The sequence below is a fragment of the Vibrio sp. 10N.286.45.E10 genome (assembly GCF_002874195.2).
Lineage (GTDB): Bacteria > Pseudomonadota > Gammaproteobacteria > Enterobacterales > Vibrionaceae > Vibrio > Vibrio crassostreae.
This window is the reverse complement of sequence record NZ_MCWD02000001.1, coordinates 125,142-145,323: the sequence shown is the minus strand read 5'-3', so window position 1 is coordinate 145,323 and position 20,182 is coordinate 125,142. Positions and strand designations below refer to the sequence as shown.

Sequence of the window (20,182 nt, the reverse complement as noted above, 5' to 3'; positions counted from 1 at the left end):
GAGCGGCATTTTTATTATCTATTCAAAAGCTAGCATAGAAGCTAAAAGACCGAAGGTTAGCCTCGGCCACCTTTAATCGCTTTAATGATTTCAGTGGTAGAGCAACCATCTTCAAAATTAAGTACTTTCACTTCACCACCAGCAGCAATCACTTCCGCACCACCAGCGATCTCTTCAGGTTTGTAATCACCGCCTTTAACAAGAATGCTTGGCAATACCTCAGAGATTAAACGTTGAGGAGTATCTTCAGAGAATGGTACAACCCAATCAACCGCACCTAAGCCAGCCAATACCGCCATACGACGATCAGTTGGATTCACAGGACGACCTGGACCTTTCAAACGTTTTACTGATTCATCAGTATTAACCGCAACGATCAAACGATCGCCCAACTCAGCAGCATGATTCATGTAAGAAACATGCCCAGCGTGCAGAATATCAAAGCAGCCATTGGTCATAACCACTTTCTCGCCTTTCGCACGAGCACGCTTCACCGCTTCAACCAGTGCTGCTTCAGAGATAACGCCGTAGTCTGTATCTTGGCTACCGTGAATCGCTTCCGCTAATTCTATCGTAGACAGTGTCGATGTACCTAGCTTACCAACAACTACACCAGCAGCCGCATTCGCTAATGCACACGCTTCATCCAGAGGTTTACCAGCAGCAACAGAAGCTGCAAGGACAGAGATAACCGTATCGCCGGCACCTGTGACATCGTACACTTCCTTGGCTTGAGTCGGTAAGTGGAACGGTGCCTGACCTTTACGCAGCAGAGTCATACCGTTCTCGCTGCGAGTCACCAACAAAGCTTCAAAATCATATTTTTCGATCAAGGCAATGCCCTTCTCGATAAGGTCTTCTTCTGATTTAACTTTACCTGCAACTAGCTCGAACTCCGCCATATTTGGCGTAAGCAAAGTCGCACCACGGTAGCGCTCTAAATCCGCGCCTTTTGGATCGATGAATACTGGAACATTCGCTGCGCGTGCTTTTTGAATGAAGCTCTGTACATGCTCTAATGCACCCTTCGCATAATCTGACAAGATAACCGAACGGACATTTGGCAGTGCTTGCTCCATGCGAGACAGAATAAGCTCTGGATTAGTGTTTTCAAATTTGTCTTCAAAATCAAGACGAATCAACTGCTGACCACGGCTCATCACTCGTAGTTTTGTGATGGTTGGATAGTCTTCTAACTCAACGAAATCACACTTAACCTTTAGTGCGCCCAAAGTATTTTTTAACACCTCGGCGGGTTCATCTTTACCAGTTAAACCAACAACATGAGCATGACCACCAAGAGAGGCAATGTTCATTGCAACGTTGGCAGCACCACCTGGACGCTCTTCGTTATTTTCTACTTTTACAACGGGTACAGGTGCTTCTGGTGAAATACGGCCAGTTGGACCATACCAGTAACGATCAAGCATGACGTCACCGACAATAAGAACACCTGATTGGCTGTAGTCAGGTAGAATTGGTTTCATTGTTGAGCTCCAAAAATCGAATCTGGCTAGAGTCTAGCACACTGATTACAGTGGCTAAACCTTAGAAAAATGAGTAAAGCCTACCTCGATAGGCACTGTGATAGCTAAGCAAAAGACAAGCTACGCTTCCATCCACTGCTTCCATGCTCGAACCACGTGTTCTCTTTCCATTTCAAACTTATTAATTGCCACATCCGCATCAAGATTGAGTAGATTGCGGTGGTGGATTTCATCTCTTAACGTTGTATAAGCATGGGTTAATGCCATGCCTTGTTGCTCGTCCATAATCCCTTGTGACAGCAGGCTTTCAAAGATTCGTACATTATCACACCAACGAGTAAGCTTTGGCTTCTCATTGCTGTACCGAAGGACTAAATATTGCGCCAAAAATTCGATATCGGTAATACCACCCGCATCTTGTTTGAGCATGAATCGATCGGCTTTTTTACCGCCAAGATGACCGCGCATTTTTTCACGCATATCCACAACAGACTTTTTAAGCGTCGCTTCATCACGAGCCAAACACAGAACCTCATGACGCGTTTTGTTAAATGCCGCAGCCAATAAGTCATCGCCATAAATCATGCGAGCGCGAGTCAAAGCTTGATGCTCCCACGTCCACGCATCATTGTGCTGATACTCATCAAAGGCATCAGTTGGACTAACCAACAAACCAGATGCACCAGAAGGGCGTAGACGAGTGTCGACTTCGTACAGAATGCCAGAAGCGGTTCTAGTCGAGAAAATATGAATAATACGCTGTGCCAACCTCAGATAAAATTGGCGTCCATCGATCTCTTTCTTACCATCAGTATAGATGTGTACCGGGCAGTCGTGCATAAACACAATGTCTAAGTCTGAGTTGTAGCCAAGCTCCCAACCACCGACCTTACCGTAACCAACAACCGCAAAACCGCGACCTTCGCGATCTTTAACATGAGTCGGCTCACCAAACTTGGCCGATACTTGTAACCAAGCTTGATTGACCCCCGCCTCAACAATCGCTTCGGCTAAGTAGGTCAAGTGATCACTGACCTTCATGACAGGTAGAGCGCCCGCTATATCCGCGGCTGCAATTCTCAGGATACAGGTCTGCTTAAACTGGCGCAGGCCTTCCATCTGTTGCTCCATATCATCTTCAGGGATACGGGCTAGGTAATCACGCAGCTCTGTTTTATACGACTCCAAAGGCACTGGGTTGTAGAGTTGCTGAGGGTCGATAAGTTCATCTAACAGAATTGGGTAACGACCCAATTGCTCGGAGATCATCGGGCTAGCGGTACATAGGCGTACAAGCTGAGTCAACGCGGCAGGGTGCTCATCTAGTAGTTCAAGGTAAGTGGTACGGGTAACGATTTTATGCAGTAGATGCAGTACTCGAGACAAACCAAACTCGGCATCCTTAGCAGTGTACAGTGCTTGAAACACTTTCGGCATCAATCGATTGAGGACTTCACGGCCGCGTGGGCCAAGGGTCTTCTTAGCCAAATCGGCTTTAAATTGAATAATCGTTTTCGCGGCTTCCGGTGGGTTAGCAATCGCAATATCATGTTCCAGAACATGTTCAATCACATCTGGTTTATGGGCCATATCCCACAGTTCACTAAAGTGACTCGCAATCGGGTTGGCGTCATCTTCATCAACACCAATCAGATCTTCGAACACGGTATGTACATTGGCCATATGAGCACGAGTTGCCTCAATCAAACTATCCCAATCAGTGAATTGCATTGCGACAGCGAGTTGCAACTGTTCGAATTCACCGTCAGGTAAGGTTTGAGTTTGCTTGTCGGCCATTGCTTGCAACAGGTTCTCAAGGCGACGCAAAAACAGATAAGCCTCACGTAAGTGCCCTACCTCTTCTGCCTCTAACAGATGAAGTGATTCAATCGCGCTTAAGGTTTCCAGTAACCCTCGACCACGAAGGCTCGGTTCACGGCCACCACGAATCAATTGGAATACTTGTGCAATAAATTCCACTTCGCGAATCCCACCAGACCCCAGCTTGATGTTGTTTGATAATCCACGACGACGTACTTCGCTGCTTATCATCGACTTCATACGACGCAAAGATTGAATCGCACTGAAATCGATATAACGACGGAATACAAATGGGCGCAGCATCTGGCGGAGCTCTTGGTATTCAGGGTACATTTCGCTGCCCATCACTCGCGCTTTCACCATCGCATAGCGTTCCCAATCGCGACCTTGCTCTTGGTAGTAATCTTCCAGTGCAGCGTAGCTCATCACCAATGGACCACTCTCACCGAATGGACGCAGGCGCATATCGACGCGATAGCAGAACCCGTCAAAGGTTTGCTGATCAAGCGCCTTGATAATTCGTTGCCCCAAGCGTGTGAAAAATTGTGCGTTGGCGATACTTCGTCTTGCACCTTGGGTTTCGCCATTTTCAGGATAAGTAAAAATCAGGTCGATATCAGAAGAGAAGTTGAGCTCACCGCCACCTAGCTTACCCATGCCAATGATCAGCATCGGCTGTGCTTCACCCTGTTCATTGCATGGTGTGCCCCACTCTTTACAGCAAATATCGTACTGCCATTGATAGGTCTCGAAGATCATCGCCTCAGCTAACATCGATAGGTGACTTAAGCTCTGTTCTAACTCCCATGAGCCCATAAAATCACGCCAAGCAATATAGGTCATTTCTCGATTGCGGAATTGACGCAGCACGCGCTGACCACTCATTTCATCAGCACAACCAGAAAGTAATCCAGCCAGTCGCTCTCGGTACCCTTCAGCACGCTCTGCACATGCCAACATATCAGGTAAATCACCACATAAAACCGTATCACGCTGCAGGCAATCACCAATAAAACAGCTTAAACCGAGTACACGTTTAAGCTCCTCAGTCTGTTGCTCAGACCAAGTATCGATGGCTTCACTTTGATGCTCTAATAATTGCTCAAAAGCAGACTGTGAGTGAGTGACGAGTTGAGAAGGCAATGGCATGTTTCTTCCTTGTATAAGCTGCGCGACGAACGTTCGGGTTATCGGTTCGAGTCTTCATAAAACTAAAGATAAGTTATACCAAAGTTACGCCAATAAAAAACGCCCACATTAGCAATGTGGGCGTTTTATCGGTTAACTTAGCGAGTTAGGCCTTTCTCTCTAGAAAACAGGCTCTAGCAATAAGGATTTAGAGAACATGACTAAACCTTAAATTGCTTAATCTTACCGTCGAGTTCTTGTGCGTTGCTTTCCATAAGCTGAGAGGTCTCCAACAGCTCACCAACAACCACAACTGAAGCTTCGACAAGCTCACGAACATTGGTCAGGTTGACACTCATCTCTTCTGCAACGCTGCTCTGTTGACCTGCAGCGGTCGCGATCTGGAAGTTCATATCATTAATTTGGTTTACTTGGCTTACGATACCATCAAGCTCAGAGCCCGCGTTAGTCACCAGATCCACACCTTCAGCCGCTTCAACAACACTCTTCTCCATCAGTTCTACCGCAGAGTTAGCGCTGCTTTGCAGATGACTGATCATATCTTGAATCTCGACAGTCGCTTGCTGAGTGCGCTGTGCAAGGTTACGAACCTCATCAGCAACAACAGCAAAACCACGACCCGCTTCACCTGCACGTGCCGCTTCAATTGCAGCGTTCAATGCTAGTAGGTTTGTTTGTTCTGAAATGCCTTGGATAGTACCAACCACACTGCCAATTGAGTCAACGCGCTCTTCTACTTGGTTTACCGCTGCTGCAGATGCTGCGATATCTGAAGATAGCTCACTCATCTTAGAAACAGACCCTTGAACGAACTTCTGTCCCGTCAATGCTTGGCCAGATGCCTGTTCCGTCAATGAAGAAGCGCTTTGCGCATGTTCGGCTACAGTTTGCACTGTAGAGGTCATCTCACTCATTGCTGTTGCCAGCTGATCGATCTCATTGAACTCTTCTTGAGCTGATTCTTTGGTTTCAGACATGCTGATGGTCATCACTTCCGTCAGAGCAAACAGTTCATCAGAAGAGGCCACCTGAGTTTTGATCATGTCGTTCAGTTGAACGCGAGTTTTTTCGAGTTCACGTGCCACATCGCCGTATTCATCTTTACAGTCCATTTGAATCGGCACTGATAAGTTCTTGTCGGCCATGGTTTTAATGGCGTCATTAAGGTATTGAGTCTGGCGCAGCATAACGCGCGCCGCTGCTAATAGAAGAACCACAAACACAATAATCATCAAGGCTGTTTGCCAAGCCACTTGAACTAAGTAAGTCTCGTAATGCTGTTGTGCGACTTGCGCATTGTTGGTTACAGCAAGCAATGAATCGTAAAACGTACTTGCGTCCCATAGCTGCTTCGAAATGATCAGGATTGTACTGAATATCATCAACATGACCATTTTTGGAACGAGACGAACGTCAGAGATTATCCTTTCCCACGGCTTGAATGACAGTTTAGTCATTGTCAGTTCTCCATTAATTCTTATATATTGATGGCTTCTATATCCGCGAGGTGGCTATGTCAGTCAAAGTTCGCGATTTATTTTGAGCCTCGTATGAATGTTGAATAATACCAAAGACGCCACCAAGCCGATGAGCTTATTGTCACTGATTCTCTCTTTCTTAGCGTTATTTGTGATCTCAGGCTTATTGTTCGTACCGATCGACAAAGAATCGAAACAAGTCCTTATCGGCCTCGATTTTATAATCTGTAGTGTTTTTCTTTTTCAGCTCACAATTGATCTATTCAGATCACAAAACAAAAAAGAATATCTAAAAGTACACTGGATCGATTTCTTAGCAAGCATCCCAATGATCGAACCACTTCGTTTCGCTCGCATTTTTCAGATCTTACGTGTAATTCTTGTTCTTCGTTCGGGTAAACGAGTGTTAAGAGAGCTATTTCGCAATCGTAAAGAGACCACCCTCGCCTCGATTATATTGCTGCTGATCATTCTCCTGACCATAGGAGCTGGGACAATACTGCTGTTAGAGCACAAAGATCCCAACGCCAACATCACCACTGGACAAGATGCGTTATGGTGGGCTTTCGTGACCATCAGTACCGTGGGATATGGCGATCATTATCCCGTCACGAGCTCAGGAAAATTAGTTGCCTCTCTGGTGATCATTTGCGGTGTGGGTGTGTTTGGTATGATTTCAGGCTTGATTACTTCTTTGATCACCTCTCCAACTCATCATGAGAATCAACGCGCGGAAAACAAAGAGAAGCACCTTGAGAAGATCATTGAGCAACAACAGAAGATCTTAGAGCGACTCGAAAAGCTTGAGCAACAAACAAAAAAATAGGGCCGGAGCCCTATTTTCAAATTCATACTTATATTGATACAGGTATTGAGTTTAGTCTTGCCAGTATGGCTCAACCTCAACACTGATTTGGCGTGTCTGTTCCATCGCATGCAGAATAGATACTTCTTGACGAGCCAACCAACGCTCTAGCTGAACCTTCTCGTCGCCTTCCAACTTCTCAGTCAAAGGCTCTAATGTTTTAAGTGCCAGCAAGTCATCAATACCTTGCACCATATCGGCCCATGGCAAGCGGAAGCTGTTTCGTTCAGCGTCATCATATAAACTCGCGAAGCCAACACCAGAATACAGATTACGCATCAAACGGTATTGCTGTTCAATATACGCTTGGCTGGTCATCACTCGTTCTGGCGGGAAAGCTTCCATCAAGTCAGCCCATGTGCGATCGAGTTGCTGCACGGAAAACCATTCGATACCACGACCCATTTGTTCACGCGCTTTCTCATCTAAGAAAGGTTGCCAGCCACGAGACAAGATCCAGCGGCTCAGATCTAACAATAAACCAGTGTAACGAGCAGAGCTCAACAAGGTAAGCAGCTCTTCACGATCTGGCAGTTGCTCTTGCATCTCTTTAAGCTCAGCCACTAAGAACTTACGTGCATCGAGTTTACGTAGTACATGGCCTTTATCTTCCAGCAAGTCTTCGAAATGGTCATAGCTTTTCAGCCAGTCGAGCTCTTGCTCAAGCCACTTCAACTCTTGACGTAAAATAGCACTCGCACGTCTTGGGACAATGCCACCGTAGATAGTAAAGGTTTGACGAATAAAACTGAGTGAGTGACTGATCTCATGTAACGCTTCAATAGATTGGCGCTCGGTGAAGATCTGCTCATGATAGTGCCAATGAGCGAGAGCGTGCTCTAAAGATTGAATGAAACACGATTCAACGGTATCACTTTTATCAGTATCAACTAAAGTCAAAGGAGTAACTTCATCTCCTTGATAACCTTGAGCAAGGCGGTAACCCTTAGCAGCTTTGCTTAGATTGCCCAAACGCATGCCACCTTGTTCGCAGAATTGGCGAGACAATGTAAATAGCGCATCCGTTTGACCAGATTTAAGTTCTAATTCGACTTCGCAAATCGGTTCTTGCAGGTCACCTGACTCAACGAAGCCCTGGTCGAATGCGACCTCGACTTGACTGCCATCAGGCATACCAATCAACCACTGCTCGCGCGTGAAGTTGGTAGAGAACAGAGGAGTCAGCTCAGCTTGCAACGTTTCGATGTCTTTACCTGCCGGCCAGATATCCTCTGGGTGCAGGGCTAGCTTAGGTTCGTTGCTGTCATGTTCTGCATTGTATTCAGGCCTTTGATGCAGGCCAGCAACCACACGACCCGCTGTCTTTACGGTTTGTACAAATACGTCATCAAAGCGTCGAATGCGTAAGCCGGTATCGTGCTTACGTAGCCAGTTGTCAGCGGTGTCAAAGTAGATGTTACCTAGCTCACGACAACTGTGCTGAAGTACTTTAGTTTCAGCAATTTTATTGCGTAAAGTCTCTGAAAATTCAGGAGAAACAAAAAACTTCAGTTCTATCTCGGTTTCCATAGTTATACCTTTCTGTGAAGATAGGGACAGGATATTGCCAATTTGAAAAGTCGGCAAGTCAGAAATATCGCCCTTATGATGATCTAAAACAGTTTTAATGAGAGATTGATTAGGTTAACATGCGCGACTTTGTAGCCATCGCTTAACATTTCACCATGAATATGGTGTATGTTGTTTTAAGGTTATTATTTATTAGGTTGGATGACCATGCCAGTAAATACAATTATGGGGTTATTTGCAAAGTCCCCAATTAAACCTTTGCAGCGTCACGTAGTATGCGTGAACGAATGTTGTTCTCACCTAGTTAATTTCTTTGAAGTTTCTTCAAAAGGTGACTGGGAAAAAGCATCAGAAATTCGAGCTCAAATTTCTCACCTTGAGAAAGAAGCTGACGTACTAAAACGTGAAATTCGCCTTAAACTTCCTCGTGGTTTGTTTATGCCAGTTGATCGCACCGATATGTTGGAGCTATTAACGCAACAAGACAAACTCGCAAACCTAGCGAAAGACATTGCTGGCCGTGTATATGGTCGTCAACTTGTCATTCCTGCTCCTATGCAAGAAAACTTCATCGCTTACGTTAAACGTTGTCTAGATGCAGCGAACCAAGCACAAAACGTAATCAATGAATTAGACGAATTACTTGAGACTGGCTTTAAAGGCCGTGAAGTAACACTCGTTGCCGAAATGATTCATCAATTAGATGTAATTGAAGATGACACGGATGCGATGCAGATCGAACTACGCCAACAACTAATGGCGATTGAAGGCGATCTGAATCCAGTTGATATCATGTTCTTATACAAAATTCTTGAATGGGTTGGTGGTATTGCAGATCAAGCACAGCGTGTAGGCGCTCGTCTTGAAGTAATGCTTTCTCGATCTTAAATCATACGTTAACCATATAACGAAGAGCATTTTTTGAACAAACCACTTATGCGCTGAGTATTTCTCTCGCTGAGCGGTTTTTTGCGTCTAAATTTGTTCCGCTTGTTATCAAACAACTAGGTATTACGATGGATATCCTTGCTAACTACGGCACTGTCCTGATTATTGTTGCAGCAGCTTTCGGTTTCTTGATGGCTATTGGTATTGGTGCAAATGACGTTGCGAACGCAATGGGCACCTCAGTAGGCTCTAAAGCTCTAACCGTTAAACAAGCGATCATTATCGCAATGATCTTTGAATTCGCAGGTGCTTACCTTGCGGGCGGCGAAGTAACAGACACGATCCGTAAAGGTGTTATCGAAACGTCTCTATTCGCTCATCAACCAGATGTACTTGTGTACGGCATGATGTCAGCACTTCTTGCTGCTGGTACATGGCTACTTCTAGCTTCTTACATGGGCTGGCCGGTTTCTACGACTCACTCAATCATCGGTGCAATCATCGGTTTTGCTTGTATTTCTGTAGGTACTGAAGCTGTAGACTGGAACAGTGTTCAAGGTATTGTGGGCAGTTGGATTATCACACCCGTTATTTCCGGCTTCTTCGCTTACGTGATATTTGTAAGTGCTCAACGACTGATTTTTGATACAGAGAACCCGCTATTCAACGCGAAGCGCTTTGTACCGGTATACATGTTCATCACAACGATGGTGATTGCACTTGTAACCATCAAGAAAGGTCTTAAACACGTTGGTCTTCACCTAAGCAACACTGAAGCATGGGTTTGGGCTGCTGGCGTTTCTGCGCTTGTTATGATCGGCGGTTACCTATACATCCAGAAGAAATTTGCTAACCGCGAAGAAGACCACGGCTTTGCCGGTGTTGAAGGCATCTTCTCGGTACTAATGGTTATCACAGCTTGTGCGATGGCATTTGCACACGGTTCAAACGACGTTGCGAACGCGATTGGTCCACTGTCTGCTGTTGTATCAACCGTTGAGCACATGGGTGAAATCACAGGTAAGAGTACTATCGCATGGTGGATTCTTCCTCTAGGTGGTTTCGGTATCGTTGTTGGTCTTGCAACAATGGGTCATAAAGTAATGGCAACCGTTGGTACTGGTATTACAGAATTAACACCAAGCCGTGGCTTTGCTGCACAACTTGCAACTGCATGTACGGTTGTACTAGCTTCAGGTACTGGCCTTCCAATCTCTACTACACAGACACTAGTTGGTGCAGTATTAGGTGTTGGTTTTGCTCGTGGTATCGCAGCACTAAACTTAGGCGTTGTACGTAATATCGTGGCTTCTTGGATTGTGACACTGCCTGCAGGTGCTCTACTTGCTGTTGTGTTCTTCTACGGAATTCAAGCTGCGTTTACTATGTAATCGCGACCGCGTTAGTGAATACTAGCGTCAGAATAGTGTGAGCTTCAGTAACGATATGTAAATGCCATGTCATTATTGACTCAAACGCACAGAAAGGGAGGCTTTGCCTCCCTTCTTTGTTGCACCGCATAAAGAAACTAAATATTATTTGCTGATTGAGGCTGACTCATACGCCTACCCAATTTGAATCGTTAAGGGATTTACTGTGAAAAAACTGATTAGCTTAGTTTTGTTCGCAATGCTTGCGGCTCCAGCTGCCTTTGCACAAGACCGTTATATTGCTGACAAACTATTTACTTATATGCATTCTGGCCCAAACAACACCTTCCGTATCATAGGTAGTGTTGATGCTGGTGAAAAGATTACATACCTACAAACTAACAAGAGTACAGGTTACACCCAAATTCAAGACAACCGTGGCCGTAAAGGTTGGGTTGAAAGCAAGTTTGTAAGCACAAAAGAAAGCATGGCACTGCGCATGCCTAAGCTAGAGAAAGAGCTGACAGAAGTTAAAGGTAAGCTAGCGAACGCTCGTCAGAGTGCTGACAGCGAAAAAGCTGGCCTAGCAAGCTCTCTAGATTCTCGTAACAAGCAGATTGCTGAACTAGAACAGAACTACAGTGAAATTAGCCAGCAGCTGACGAGCTCTCAAACAGAGAACCGTGAACTACGCGCTAAGCTAGACACTCAAAAAGACGACCTACTATTAAAGTACTTCATGTACGGTGGTGGTGTTGCGGGTATTGGTCTACTTCTTGGCCTTGTTCTGCCACACATCATGCCTCGTCGCAGAAAGTCACCAAACGGTTGGGCGTAGACTTAACGCTTGTATCAGGTACAGTAAATTCAGTATCGAATATCAAAAAGGAGCACCTAGGTGCTCCTTTTTATTTGTCTGTTATCTAAATACTTATAGAACTCGCTAGCCTTTCCATTCGTACAGAGCTGGGATTTCTATCTTCTGCTGATTGAACTCTATGATTACCGATTGTGGCTTAATCTCAAGTAATTGAATGTCTTGTCCAATCCAATCTCCTTGAGCCACTTCTTGGCCGTTCACTTTTACCCAACGCTTGGTTTCGCTACTCGAGTACATATGAGTTTGTAGGTCTAACTTAGGTAGCACTCCTGATAAGCTATTAGTGTGCGTTTCCAATTCAATGACCTGAGAACCTCTTTGCCCTGCAGGTCTAGAGTCCATCGGCTCAGGAGCGCTTTGTTGCTCACCCATAATGGATTCAAGCTTCAATGCTAAATCAGGAGGTAACTCACTGAGGTCTAGCCCTTGCAGCAGATCACTATCCGATTGCAGAGCAGTGTTTTCATTGCTGACACCAGGCTGAACCAGTGACAGTTCTGATTCCTCTGACGCTCGAGCACTGCTCTCTGAGCTAGCCAAAGGCACAATAGATCCGCCTGCGACATTTGTACTTTCAGAGTCAACCTGTGCATACATCTCTTGACGTGGCAGAGCTTTCAAAGTTTGGCTAACTGGCGCAGGACGAACCACAAACAAGGGGTCATCTTTAACCTCTTCCACAGCATTCAAGTCTGCAGTATCCACATCAGAAATTTGAGATTCAATAACTGGCTGTGTTTGTGTATTAGGAAGCGTCGCGGATAATAGCTGAGGCGCAGTTTGATGTTGATTGTATGATTGATAAACCAAGGTACCGCCTACCAACAAAGAAGGCACAAGCAAAAGAAGTAACCCCATGGCTAACGACGAACCACGTTTGTTACTGATGCCCTTTGCCGAGTTCGGCACATGATGATTTTGGTAGCCTTTAAAGCTAGGTTTATTGATAGATGATTGTGTAACCGAAGACTGATTCAGCTCGTGCATAATGCGTGACATTAGCTTGCCCCTCCACTTAATGACATCAACTTCGGAGAATCAAGCTGAGCTAATCTTTGCAACCTTGCTAATGTTCGTTGACCTGCGATGCCGTCGACCGACATACTTTGCCAAGTTTGAAACGCTTCAACCTTCATTTTTAATTCGTAATCAAATACATCACTACCAGACACAACCTCTCCCAACACCTCAGAAAGCAACAAATCAAGCAAAGCCACAGCTTCACCTTGGTAACCCTCTTTCAGCGTCTCTCGCAGCGGCTGTTTCCAAATCGCGACATAATCACCCTGCCAGATCTGCTCTAGAGATTGCTTCGGCATGACTAAGAGTTTTTCGTTAACCAGTAGTTCGACAGAATCTTGTGATACGCCATAAAGCACCGCAAACACAGATTCTTGTTCTATGTCTAAGTTCAACACCACAGGAACGCCTAACTCAAGTAAGTCATCCAAGCTAGATTGTTGCTGTTCACATACGAAAACACTTTGCGGCTCGCTTAGACATAAACCGTCTCGCAATGAAGACTGGTATCCCCAAAGGGTGTATAAATCCTTGATAGCCAGCGAGCGGTTAGTCCCTTGCATCAAGTGTTGTTGAATATGTGGTGGCAGCGCGAACTTGTCTGTTTCTGGCTCAGAAACAGCCTTAGGCATATCCACCACTAACGACCGCTGCATCTTGGCTGAGCTTACTGTTTGGGCTTCATTTGAAGGCTCGGTTGTTAACCATGAATCTATGTACGTTGGGGCAAAGTTAAAAGTTGCCATCGCAAGTGCGACACTCAAGGTAGCTGCACCAGCGTACTGAACGAGCTTTGGTATCGCGCTCGCTGCGCGAGGTTTATCGACATGGTAAACCTCGGCTTGAAACGCCATCACCTGCTGGCAGGCTTTATTGACCGTTTCATTGCTCGGTGTTTGCTCTCCATCATGAAAAGCTAACTGTAGGGCCTTGTCGCACACCAAGTTAATGAGCCTTGGAATACCATGAGTATATTGGGCGATCAGCTTAACGGAGCGATTCGAGAACAACATCTGCTCGCCACCTGCCGTCTCCAGACGAAACGCGATGTACTTACCGGTCTCTTCAATATTGAGAGGCAATAAATGATAACGCCCTGTAATACGCTGCGCCAATTGACGCAGTTGTGTAGTCTGCAAATGCTGTTGTAATTCAGGTTGACCAACCAACAATACTTTTAATAGCTTACGACTGTCGGTTTCCAAATTAGTTAAAAGGCGAAGCTGCTCCAACACATCGGCAGCAAGGTGTTGAGCTTCGTCTATCACCAATAAGGTTTGAATGCCCTCTGCATGGCTATCCAATAAGAAGTAGTAAATCGCCTGACTCAGCTGCTTCAAGGATGCTTGTTCTGGATACTCGACCTCAAACTCATCGCAGATAGCTTCAAGTAAATCCGTATTGGAAAACGTAGGGTTAAGTATAAGGCCAGCCTGAGTATGACGATCCAAAGAAGACAACATCGCCTTAGCAACCGTTGTTTTCCCTGTACCCACCTCACCAGTGAGCATTGCAAAGCCCCCACCTTCGCCTAAACCGGCTTGTAGGTTCTGCATCGCTTCTTGATGGCGTTGACTCAAAAACAAATAGCGAGAATTTGGTACAATCGAAAATGGCATCTCAACGAAGCCAAAATATTCCTTATACATGTGCTGCCCTATAATTACGATTAATGGAAAGTACCATTGCTTGCCGTAAAGTCCAGCAGTGATAAAACATTTCGAGGTGATAAGTTGCAAATATACGATAGCCTACCAGAAGAGAATGGGCTACAGCGCTATCTAGTCGGTGGGGCAGTGCGCGATAAGCTACTCAATATTGATAGCTATGATAAAGATTGGGTCGTGGTCGGCAGTACGCCTCAACAGATGGAAAGCCTTGGCTTCACTGCGGTGGGTAAAGACTTCCCGGTATTCCTGCATCCAAAAACCAAGGAAGAGCACGCACTGGCTCGCACCGAGAGAAAATCAGGCTCTGGTTACACAGGCTTCGAATGTTACTTCGCTCCAGACGTGGGTTTGGAAGAAGATCTGATGCGCCGAGATCTAACCATTAACGCCATCGCACAAGATGATGCAGGCAACCTTCACGATCCTTACCATGGCCAACAAGATCTCTCCGATCGTATTCTTAGACACGTATCCGATGCCTTTGTTGAAGATCCGCTTCGTGTGCTGCGTGTTGCCCGTTTCGCTGCCAAGCTTCAGCACCTAAACTTTACGATTGCACCTGAAACCATGACCATGATGGCGACCATCGTTGAATCAGGAGAACTGGCACACCTTACAGCCGAACGAGTTTGGCAAGAGTGGCACAAATCACTTAGTACGCCACATCCAGAAGTGTTCCTTTCAGTGTTGAAAGAGTGTGGTGCATTAACGGTTGTTTTGCCAGAGATTGACGCTCTATTTGGTGTCCCTCAACCTGAAAAATGGCACCCTGAAATCGACACCGGGATTCACACGCTGATGGTTGCTCAACAAGCAGCGCTATTAAGCCCATCGTTACCAGTACGCTTTGCTGCTCAAGTGCATGACTTAGGTAAAGGCGTTACACCTGAAAGTGAGTGGCCAAGCCACAAAATGCACTGCCACACAGGTGTTAAGATCATCAAAAAGCTATGTGAACGAGTCAGAGTACCTAATGAGTTCAGAGATCTTGCGCTGTTAGTGTGCGAGCAGCATTCTAATATCCATCGTGCAGGTGAGTTAAAGCCAACCACCTTCCTTAAAGTTCTCAACAAGTTCGATGTTTGGCGCAAACCAGATCGACTTAACGACATCTTGCTTTGCTGCCAAGCTGACCACGCTGGCCGTAAAGGGTTACAAGATCAGCCTTACCCTCAAAAGGCTCGTTTTGAAGCAGCCTATAAAGCGGCACTTCAAGTTGAAGTCAAAGCAATCATTGCCGATGGTTTCAAAGGTAAAGATATTCGAGAAGAACAAGAGAAGCGCAGAGCAGCGGCCATCGAAAACGCGTTATCAGAACTCACTGATAATTAGTCTTCATTCCGTTAGTAAGCACGCATTAAAAAACCCGCGACTAAGCGGGTTTTTCCGTTTCAATCTGTAAGAAGAAACATTTGTCTTCGAAAGTCGAGCGCTACTGCATCATCAAGAAAGCAAATAGACCAAAACCTAGAATCAGGCGGTAGATAACAAACGGTGTCATACCCATACGAGAGATAAGCTTCAAGAAGAAGTGAATACAGATATAAGCACTAATGAAAGAAACCACGATTCCCGTTAGCAAAGTGCCAGCATGGATTGGGTCACCACTGGTCACTAACTTCAGACCCAAGTAACCACCAGCCAGAGTGATGATTGGGATAGACATCAAGAAAGAGAATCGAGCTGCCGCTTCACGAGTAAAACCAAGGTAAAGTGCTGCCGTAATCGTAGCGCCTGAACGAGAGGTACCAGGAATGATTGCCATTGCTTGAGCAAGGCCTATAAACAGCGCCTTTTTCCAACCTGCTTGGTATTCGTCATCACGCAAGCTTGAGTTCTTATCCACCCACCATAACAACAAACCAAAGATAATCGTTGTGGTTGCGATCACCCACGCACTGCGTAAGTAAAGCTCAACAATATCTTTCATCAACAAACCAAAGATACACGCTGGAATCGTCGCGAGAATGATCATCCACGCTAACTTCGCTTCCTTGCTACGATCGCCTTTAAACACTGAACCAAAGAATGCGCTCAACAGAGAGACCACTTCTTTACGGAAATAGATCACTACCGCGGCCAAAGTACCGACATGGACAGCAACATCAAAAGCCAAACCTTGATCTTCCCAACCTAAAACAGCAGAAGGAAGGATTAAGTGTGCAGAACTGGAAATAGGTAAAAACTCAGTAAAGCCTTGCACCAACGCCAACATAAACGCTTCAAAATAACTCATTACTTACCTTAAAAATTATAGTTTTATATCTACGACAGAGAGCGAGTCTAATTGCTGCATCTTCTGCCATATTTCACTGACGGTTCTTCCGTCTTGCGGGATCACTCTCGCAGGACAAAGATCATAAAGAGGTTGTGTTACAAAAGGATATTTGTAGATATCACTGCGTGGTAATTCTGGTTCGCGCTCAGAAACCACCTCTCCAAACAGCACAATATCAAGATCGAGTTTTCGATCTTGAAGTTTGTGCGCATCTTGAGAGCGACCCCATTTAAACTCAATTTTACGCAGCTGCTGTGAAAATTCAGTCAATGAGAGTGACGTGTCGAGCTCTATCACAAAGTTATAAAACGGATGGCTATTAAAACCCACGGGCTCACAGTGATAGATTTTAGAGCATTTAAGGTTAGTCCCTAACGATTGAAGCTCTGTCCATGCCACCCTTGCATGCTTGTCGCGGTCTATGTTCGTGCCAACACCAACATAGGCTACTGTCATGCTCGGCCTCGTTCGATGATCACGCCAACAGCTTTTGCTTGTGGTACTGCGCCCGGTTTAGCCAAGCGGATTTTGATCCAAGGCACAGAGAATTGAGTCATGATCAATTCAGCGACTTCTTCAGCCACACGCTCCACTAGCAGGAATCGGCCATTCGCAATGTGGTCAAGCACGGCAGTACTCACAGTCGAGTAATCCAAAGCATCAACCACATCATCACTCTTACCTGCAGGGCGGTTGTCATGAGCCATTTCAATATCAAGCACAAGTTTTTGTTTAATCTCTTGTTCCCAATCGTAAACACCGATCGTTGTAATTACTTCTAGCTGTTCAATGAAAACTTTATCCAGTGCCATGACTTGTCCTTTTAGAGGTCGGATACCCATATTGGGGAAAAAAACGTATTATTTGCGTAATTCGAGATATGATATCAATTACTCTTGGATTGAGCATTATTTTCCCATCGTTAGGCTTATAACCGTTTAAGGAAAGACATGACCCCATTGGCACTAATCATGATCATTGCAGCCTATTTGCTAGGTTCAATCTCTAGTGCGGTCTTGATATGCCGAGTCTTAAGGCTTCCTGATCCAAGAACGGTGGGCTCCAATAACCCTGGTGCCACTAATGTACTGCGCGTTGGCGGTAAAGGCGCAGCTGCAGCAGTCCTCCTGTGCGACATGCTGAAAGGCACCATCCCCGTCTGGCTTGGCTACTACCTCAAGATCGACCCAATCATTTTAGGCGTTGTGGCGATTGCGGCGTGTCTTGGCCATATGTATCCGATCTTCTTCCACTTTAAAGGTGGTAAAGGCGTCGCAACCGCACTCGGAGCTATCGCCCCAATAGGATTCGATCTAACCGGTATGATCATGGCGACTTGGTTAGTTGTGGCGTTTTTGTTTCGTTACTCTTCTTTAGCGGCACTGGTTACTGTGCTACTTGCCCCTTTCTACGCTTGGTTAGTCAAACCTCAATACACATTGCCAGTAGCCATGCTGTGCTGTTTGATCGTGTTACGTCACCACCAGAATATCCGCCGCCTACTCGATGGCAGCGAACCAAAACTCGGACAAAAAAAATCGGCTTAAACTGTCACGTCTAAGCCGAACCATAGTATTCAGTATTTAAAGCTTACAGCAGATGTTTATCTAAAAACGTCTTCAGCATTGTGTTCACAAACTCTGGTTGCTCTAACGAGCTAATATGACCTGCGCTAGGAATTACCACTAATTCACTGCCCGTAATGCAATCGTGCATTAGGTATGACTCAAGTACCGGACGTGGTTTGTCTTCTTGTCCTACCGCAATCAACACAGGTAGCGCGAAGTTCTCTACTGATTCGATCATATCACGACGTCCAAAGACCATTCGACCGATGCGCGCCACTTCTTCCGCTTTATCACCCTTAAGTTCAGATAACTGCTGAGTAAAACCTTCCACTAAAGCTGGCGTGTGGGTTTGAGCATCGTTTGCGAAGAACAGTGGAACCACAGCTTCAACAATCGGTTGAGGAACCATCTTAGTTTGAGTGATGGTGTCTAACATGTGGAAGTATTTAGCGTGTGCAACTTCTGGCTCTAAACCCACAAAGGTATCCATTAATACCAATGACTTGACTCGAGCAGGTGCTAACTCCGCAAGCTCCGTTCCCCACATACCGCCAACCGATAAACCTACCACTGAGAATTCATCGATCTCTAAATGATCAAGCAGAGCCAAAACGTGCTGAGCGTAATCTTTCAAGTTACGCATCGAAGCTGGTGCAGCTTGAGATTCACCATGAGACCAAAGCTCAGGCACAATACAACGGTACTGAGTTTTCAACGCCTCAATCTGTGGCTTCCACATTGCACTATCCCAAAGGTAGCTGTGGCCTAATACAACAACAGGGCCTTGACCTTCATCTAGGTACGCCATCAATTGATTGTCTACTGTGAACTTGTTCATCTTCTTCCCTAATCTCTATCAGCAATTATTTATCGACATACAGTCGGTAAGCTAAGATATAAAAACGGCCGCACAAGGCGACCGTTTATCGAAACACTATATTCAATTACGCAATTGGCTCTAGCTGGTCAATAGGCCAACGCGGTGTGGCATGAACAGACAAATCAGCCGTTTCGCCATTCTTCAAGCGCTGCATACCCGCATAAGCGATCATCGCACCATTATCTGTACAGAATTCTGTGCGCGGGTAGTACACCTCACCACCGACTTTCTTAGCAAGAGCTTCAAGCTCAACACGCAGTTGTTTGTTGGCACTTACACCGCCAGCAATCACTATACGTTTCATGCCCGTTTCAACCAAGGCTCGCTTACACTTGATTACTAAGGTTGCACAAACAGCTTCTTGGAATGCATAAGCGATATCAGCGCGAGTTTGGTCATCATTATCGTTATCGCGAATGGTATTCGCTGCGAACGTCTTCAAACCAGAAAAGCTCATATCTAGACCCGGACGATCGGTCATTGGACGCGGGAACTTAAAACGACCCGGAGTGCCTTTTTCCGCCAAACGGGATAACAGTGGACCACCAGGGTAATCTAAGCCCATCAGTTTCGCGGTCTTATCAAACGCTTCACCCGCTGCATCATCAATCGATTCACCAAGGATTCGATATTCACCAATACCTTTCACTTCTACCATCATGGTATGGCCGCCAGAAACCAGCAGAGCCACAAATGGGAATGGTGGTGGGTTATCTTCTAGCATTGGCGCCAGAAGGTGACCTTCCATATGGTGAACAGGCACTGCAGGCACTCCCCACGCATAAGCAATACTGCGACCAATCGTTGCACCAACCAGCAGTGCCCCTACTAAACCAGGGCCAGCCGTGTAAGCCACACCATCAATGTCTTTCGACGTTAGGTTCGCTTCAGCTAATGCCGCTTTAATAAGAGGAATTGTTTTTTTCACGTGGTCACGTGAAGCTAGCTCAGGTACCACACCACCGTAATCGGCGTGCAGCTTTACTTGGCTATATAATTGATGAGAAAGCAGCCCTTGCTCATCATCATAAATCGCGATTCCTGTTTCATCACAAGAGGTTTCAATACCAATAATGCGCATAATTTTCTCGGCACGCTTTCGTCTAAAATGGGAAATTAGCGCAATATTACCCTGCCTAAGCTCTTCAAACAAATATTGTACAGACTATAATCGACAAAGTGCTTTACAAAGCCACTGTGATCGGATTAAAATTCCGCACCATTTTTGATCAAGCTGGTTAATGGCCAAACGCGAATAGAGAGTTAGCTCGATGGGTAACTTCTCTGATTTGGTACTG

At 45.6% G+C, this 20,182-nt stretch carries 17 protein-coding genes; 6 read left to right on the top strand and 11 right to left on the bottom strand.

Annotated features, from left to right (window positions below):
- Nucleotides 1-56: 56 nt before the first annotated feature.
- From hldE to BCU34_RS00570, 3 genes are all read right to left on the bottom strand, one after another.
- The gene (gene hldE, locus BCU34_RS00580; RefSeq protein ID WP_048658013.1) at nt 57-1,487 is read right to left on the bottom strand and encodes a bifunctional D-glycero-beta-D-manno-heptose-7-phosphate kinase/D-glycero-beta-D-manno-heptose 1-phosphate adenylyltransferase HldE; all 1,431 of its coding nucleotides are present in this window, start codon (nt 1,485-1,487) and stop codon (nt 57-59) included.
- Nucleotides 1,488-1,607: 120 nt separating this feature from the next.
- The gene (gene glnE, locus BCU34_RS00575) at nt 1,608-4,457 is read right to left on the bottom strand and encodes a bifunctional [glutamate--ammonia ligase]-adenylyl-L-tyrosine phosphorylase/[glutamate--ammonia-ligase] adenylyltransferase (protein ID WP_102478465.1); all 2,850 of its coding nucleotides are present in this window, start codon (nt 4,455-4,457) and stop codon (nt 1,608-1,610) included.
- Between the two features lie 200 nt (nt 4,458-4,657).
- Nucleotides 4,658-5,914 (bottom strand): methyl-accepting chemotaxis protein, encoded by a 1,257-nt coding sequence (locus BCU34_RS00570; protein WP_048658011.1) that lies wholly within the window; start codon nt 5,912-5,914, stop codon nt 4,658-4,660.
- Nucleotides 5,915-6,011: 97 nt separating this feature from the next.
- Here BCU34_RS00570 and BCU34_RS00565 point away from each other — a divergent pair, with 97 nt between their 5' ends.
- Nucleotides 6,012-6,761, top strand: a complete 750-nt coding sequence (locus tag BCU34_RS00565; RefSeq protein WP_102433159.1) for a potassium channel family protein — start codon at nt 6,012-6,014, stop codon at nt 6,759-6,761.
- A 51-nt stretch (nt 6,762-6,812) separates the two neighbouring features.
- On the opposite strand, the gene BCU34_RS00560 is transcribed toward BCU34_RS00565, so the two are convergent.
- Nucleotides 6,813-8,330, bottom strand: coding sequence for an inorganic triphosphatase (locus BCU34_RS00560; protein ID WP_048609673.1), 1,518 nt, complete (start codon nt 8,328-8,330; stop codon nt 6,813-6,815).
- A gap of 207 nt (nt 8,331-8,537) precedes the next feature.
- On the opposite strand from BCU34_RS00560, the gene BCU34_RS00555 reads away from it, so the two are divergent.
- From BCU34_RS00555 to BCU34_RS00545, 3 genes are all read left to right on the top strand, one after another.
- Nucleotides 8,538-9,218 carry a TIGR00153 family protein gene (locus BCU34_RS00555; RefSeq protein WP_010434644.1) on the top strand — a complete coding sequence of 227 codons (681 nt, stop codon included), beginning with the start codon at nt 8,538-8,540 and terminating at the stop codon, nt 9,216-9,218.
- A 128-nt stretch (nt 9,219-9,346) separates the two neighbouring features.
- Nucleotides 9,347-10,609: an inorganic phosphate transporter gene (locus tag BCU34_RS00550; RefSeq protein WP_017061418.1), complete on the top strand. Its 1,263-nt coding sequence runs from the start codon at nt 9,347-9,349 to the stop codon at nt 10,607-10,609.
- Between the two features lie 205 nt (nt 10,610-10,814).
- Nucleotides 10,815-11,426, top strand: coding sequence for a TIGR04211 family SH3 domain-containing protein (locus tag BCU34_RS00545; protein ID WP_019826861.1), 612 nt, complete (start codon nt 10,815-10,817; stop codon nt 11,424-11,426).
- Nucleotides 11,427-11,531: 105 nt separating this feature from the next.
- Here BCU34_RS00545 and BCU34_RS00540 read toward each other — a convergent pair whose 3' ends face one another.
- Both BCU34_RS00540 and BCU34_RS00535 read right to left on the bottom strand, forming a co-directional pair.
- Nucleotides 11,532-12,467 carry a general secretion pathway protein GspB gene (locus BCU34_RS00540; RefSeq protein ID WP_102478466.1) on the bottom strand — a complete coding sequence of 312 codons (936 nt, stop codon included), beginning with the start codon at nt 12,465-12,467 and terminating at the stop codon, nt 11,532-11,534.
- On the bottom strand, nt 12,467-14,137 hold the full coding sequence (locus tag BCU34_RS00535) for an ExeA family protein (protein ID WP_181359721.1): 1,671 nt from the start codon (nt 14,135-14,137) through the stop codon (nt 12,467-12,469). The genes BCU34_RS00540 and BCU34_RS00535 overlap by 1 nt, the downstream gene beginning before the upstream one ends.
- A gap of 36 nt (nt 14,138-14,173) precedes the next feature.
- Between BCU34_RS00535 and BCU34_RS00530 the strand changes: the two genes are divergently transcribed.
- Nucleotides 14,174-15,490: a multifunctional CCA addition/repair protein gene (locus BCU34_RS00530; RefSeq protein WP_102478468.1), complete on the top strand. Its 1,317-nt coding sequence runs from the start codon at nt 14,174-14,176 to the stop codon at nt 15,488-15,490.
- A gap of 100 nt (nt 15,491-15,590) precedes the next feature.
- Here the strand turns inward: BCU34_RS00530 and BCU34_RS00525 are convergent, their stop codons facing one another.
- The 3 genes from BCU34_RS00525 to folB are packed head-to-tail and all read right to left on the bottom strand — an operon-like array spanning nt 15,591 to nt 17,248.
- Nucleotides 15,591-16,394 (bottom strand): undecaprenyl-diphosphate phosphatase, encoded by an 804-nt coding sequence (locus BCU34_RS00525; RefSeq protein ID WP_048658005.1) that lies wholly within the window; start codon nt 16,392-16,394, stop codon nt 15,591-15,593.
- Nucleotides 16,395-16,409: 15 nt separating this feature from the next.
- Nucleotides 16,410-16,892: a 2-amino-4-hydroxy-6-hydroxymethyldihydropteridine diphosphokinase gene (gene folK / locus BCU34_RS00520; protein ID WP_048662646.1), complete on the bottom strand. Its 483-nt coding sequence runs from the start codon at nt 16,890-16,892 to the stop codon at nt 16,410-16,412.
- Nucleotides 16,889-17,248 carry a dihydroneopterin aldolase gene (folB, locus tag BCU34_RS00515; RefSeq protein WP_055319014.1) on the bottom strand — a complete coding sequence of 120 codons (360 nt, stop codon included), beginning with the start codon at nt 17,246-17,248 and terminating at the stop codon, nt 16,889-16,891. Before folB ends, folK begins: the two co-directional genes overlap by 4 nt.
- Nucleotides 17,249-17,386: 138 nt before the next feature.
- On the opposite strand from folB, the gene plsY reads away from it, so the two are divergent.
- On the top strand, nt 17,387-17,983 hold the full coding sequence (gene plsY, locus BCU34_RS00510) for a glycerol-3-phosphate 1-O-acyltransferase PlsY (protein ID WP_009847793.1): 597 nt from the start codon (nt 17,387-17,389) through the stop codon (nt 17,981-17,983).
- Nucleotides 17,984-18,026: 43 nt separating this feature from the next.
- Here the strand turns inward: plsY and BCU34_RS00505 are convergent, their stop codons facing one another.
- Nucleotides 18,027-18,842, bottom strand: coding sequence for an alpha/beta fold hydrolase (locus BCU34_RS00505; RefSeq protein ID WP_102478469.1), 816 nt, complete (start codon nt 18,840-18,842; stop codon nt 18,027-18,029).
- A gap of 106 nt (nt 18,843-18,948) precedes the next feature.
- The gene (tsaD, locus tag BCU34_RS00500; RefSeq protein WP_017061410.1) at nt 18,949-19,965 is read right to left on the bottom strand and encodes a tRNA (adenosine(37)-N6)-threonylcarbamoyltransferase complex transferase subunit TsaD; all 1,017 of its coding nucleotides are present in this window, start codon (nt 19,963-19,965) and stop codon (nt 18,949-18,951) included.
- Between the last annotated feature and the right edge of the window lie 217 nt (nt 19,966-20,182).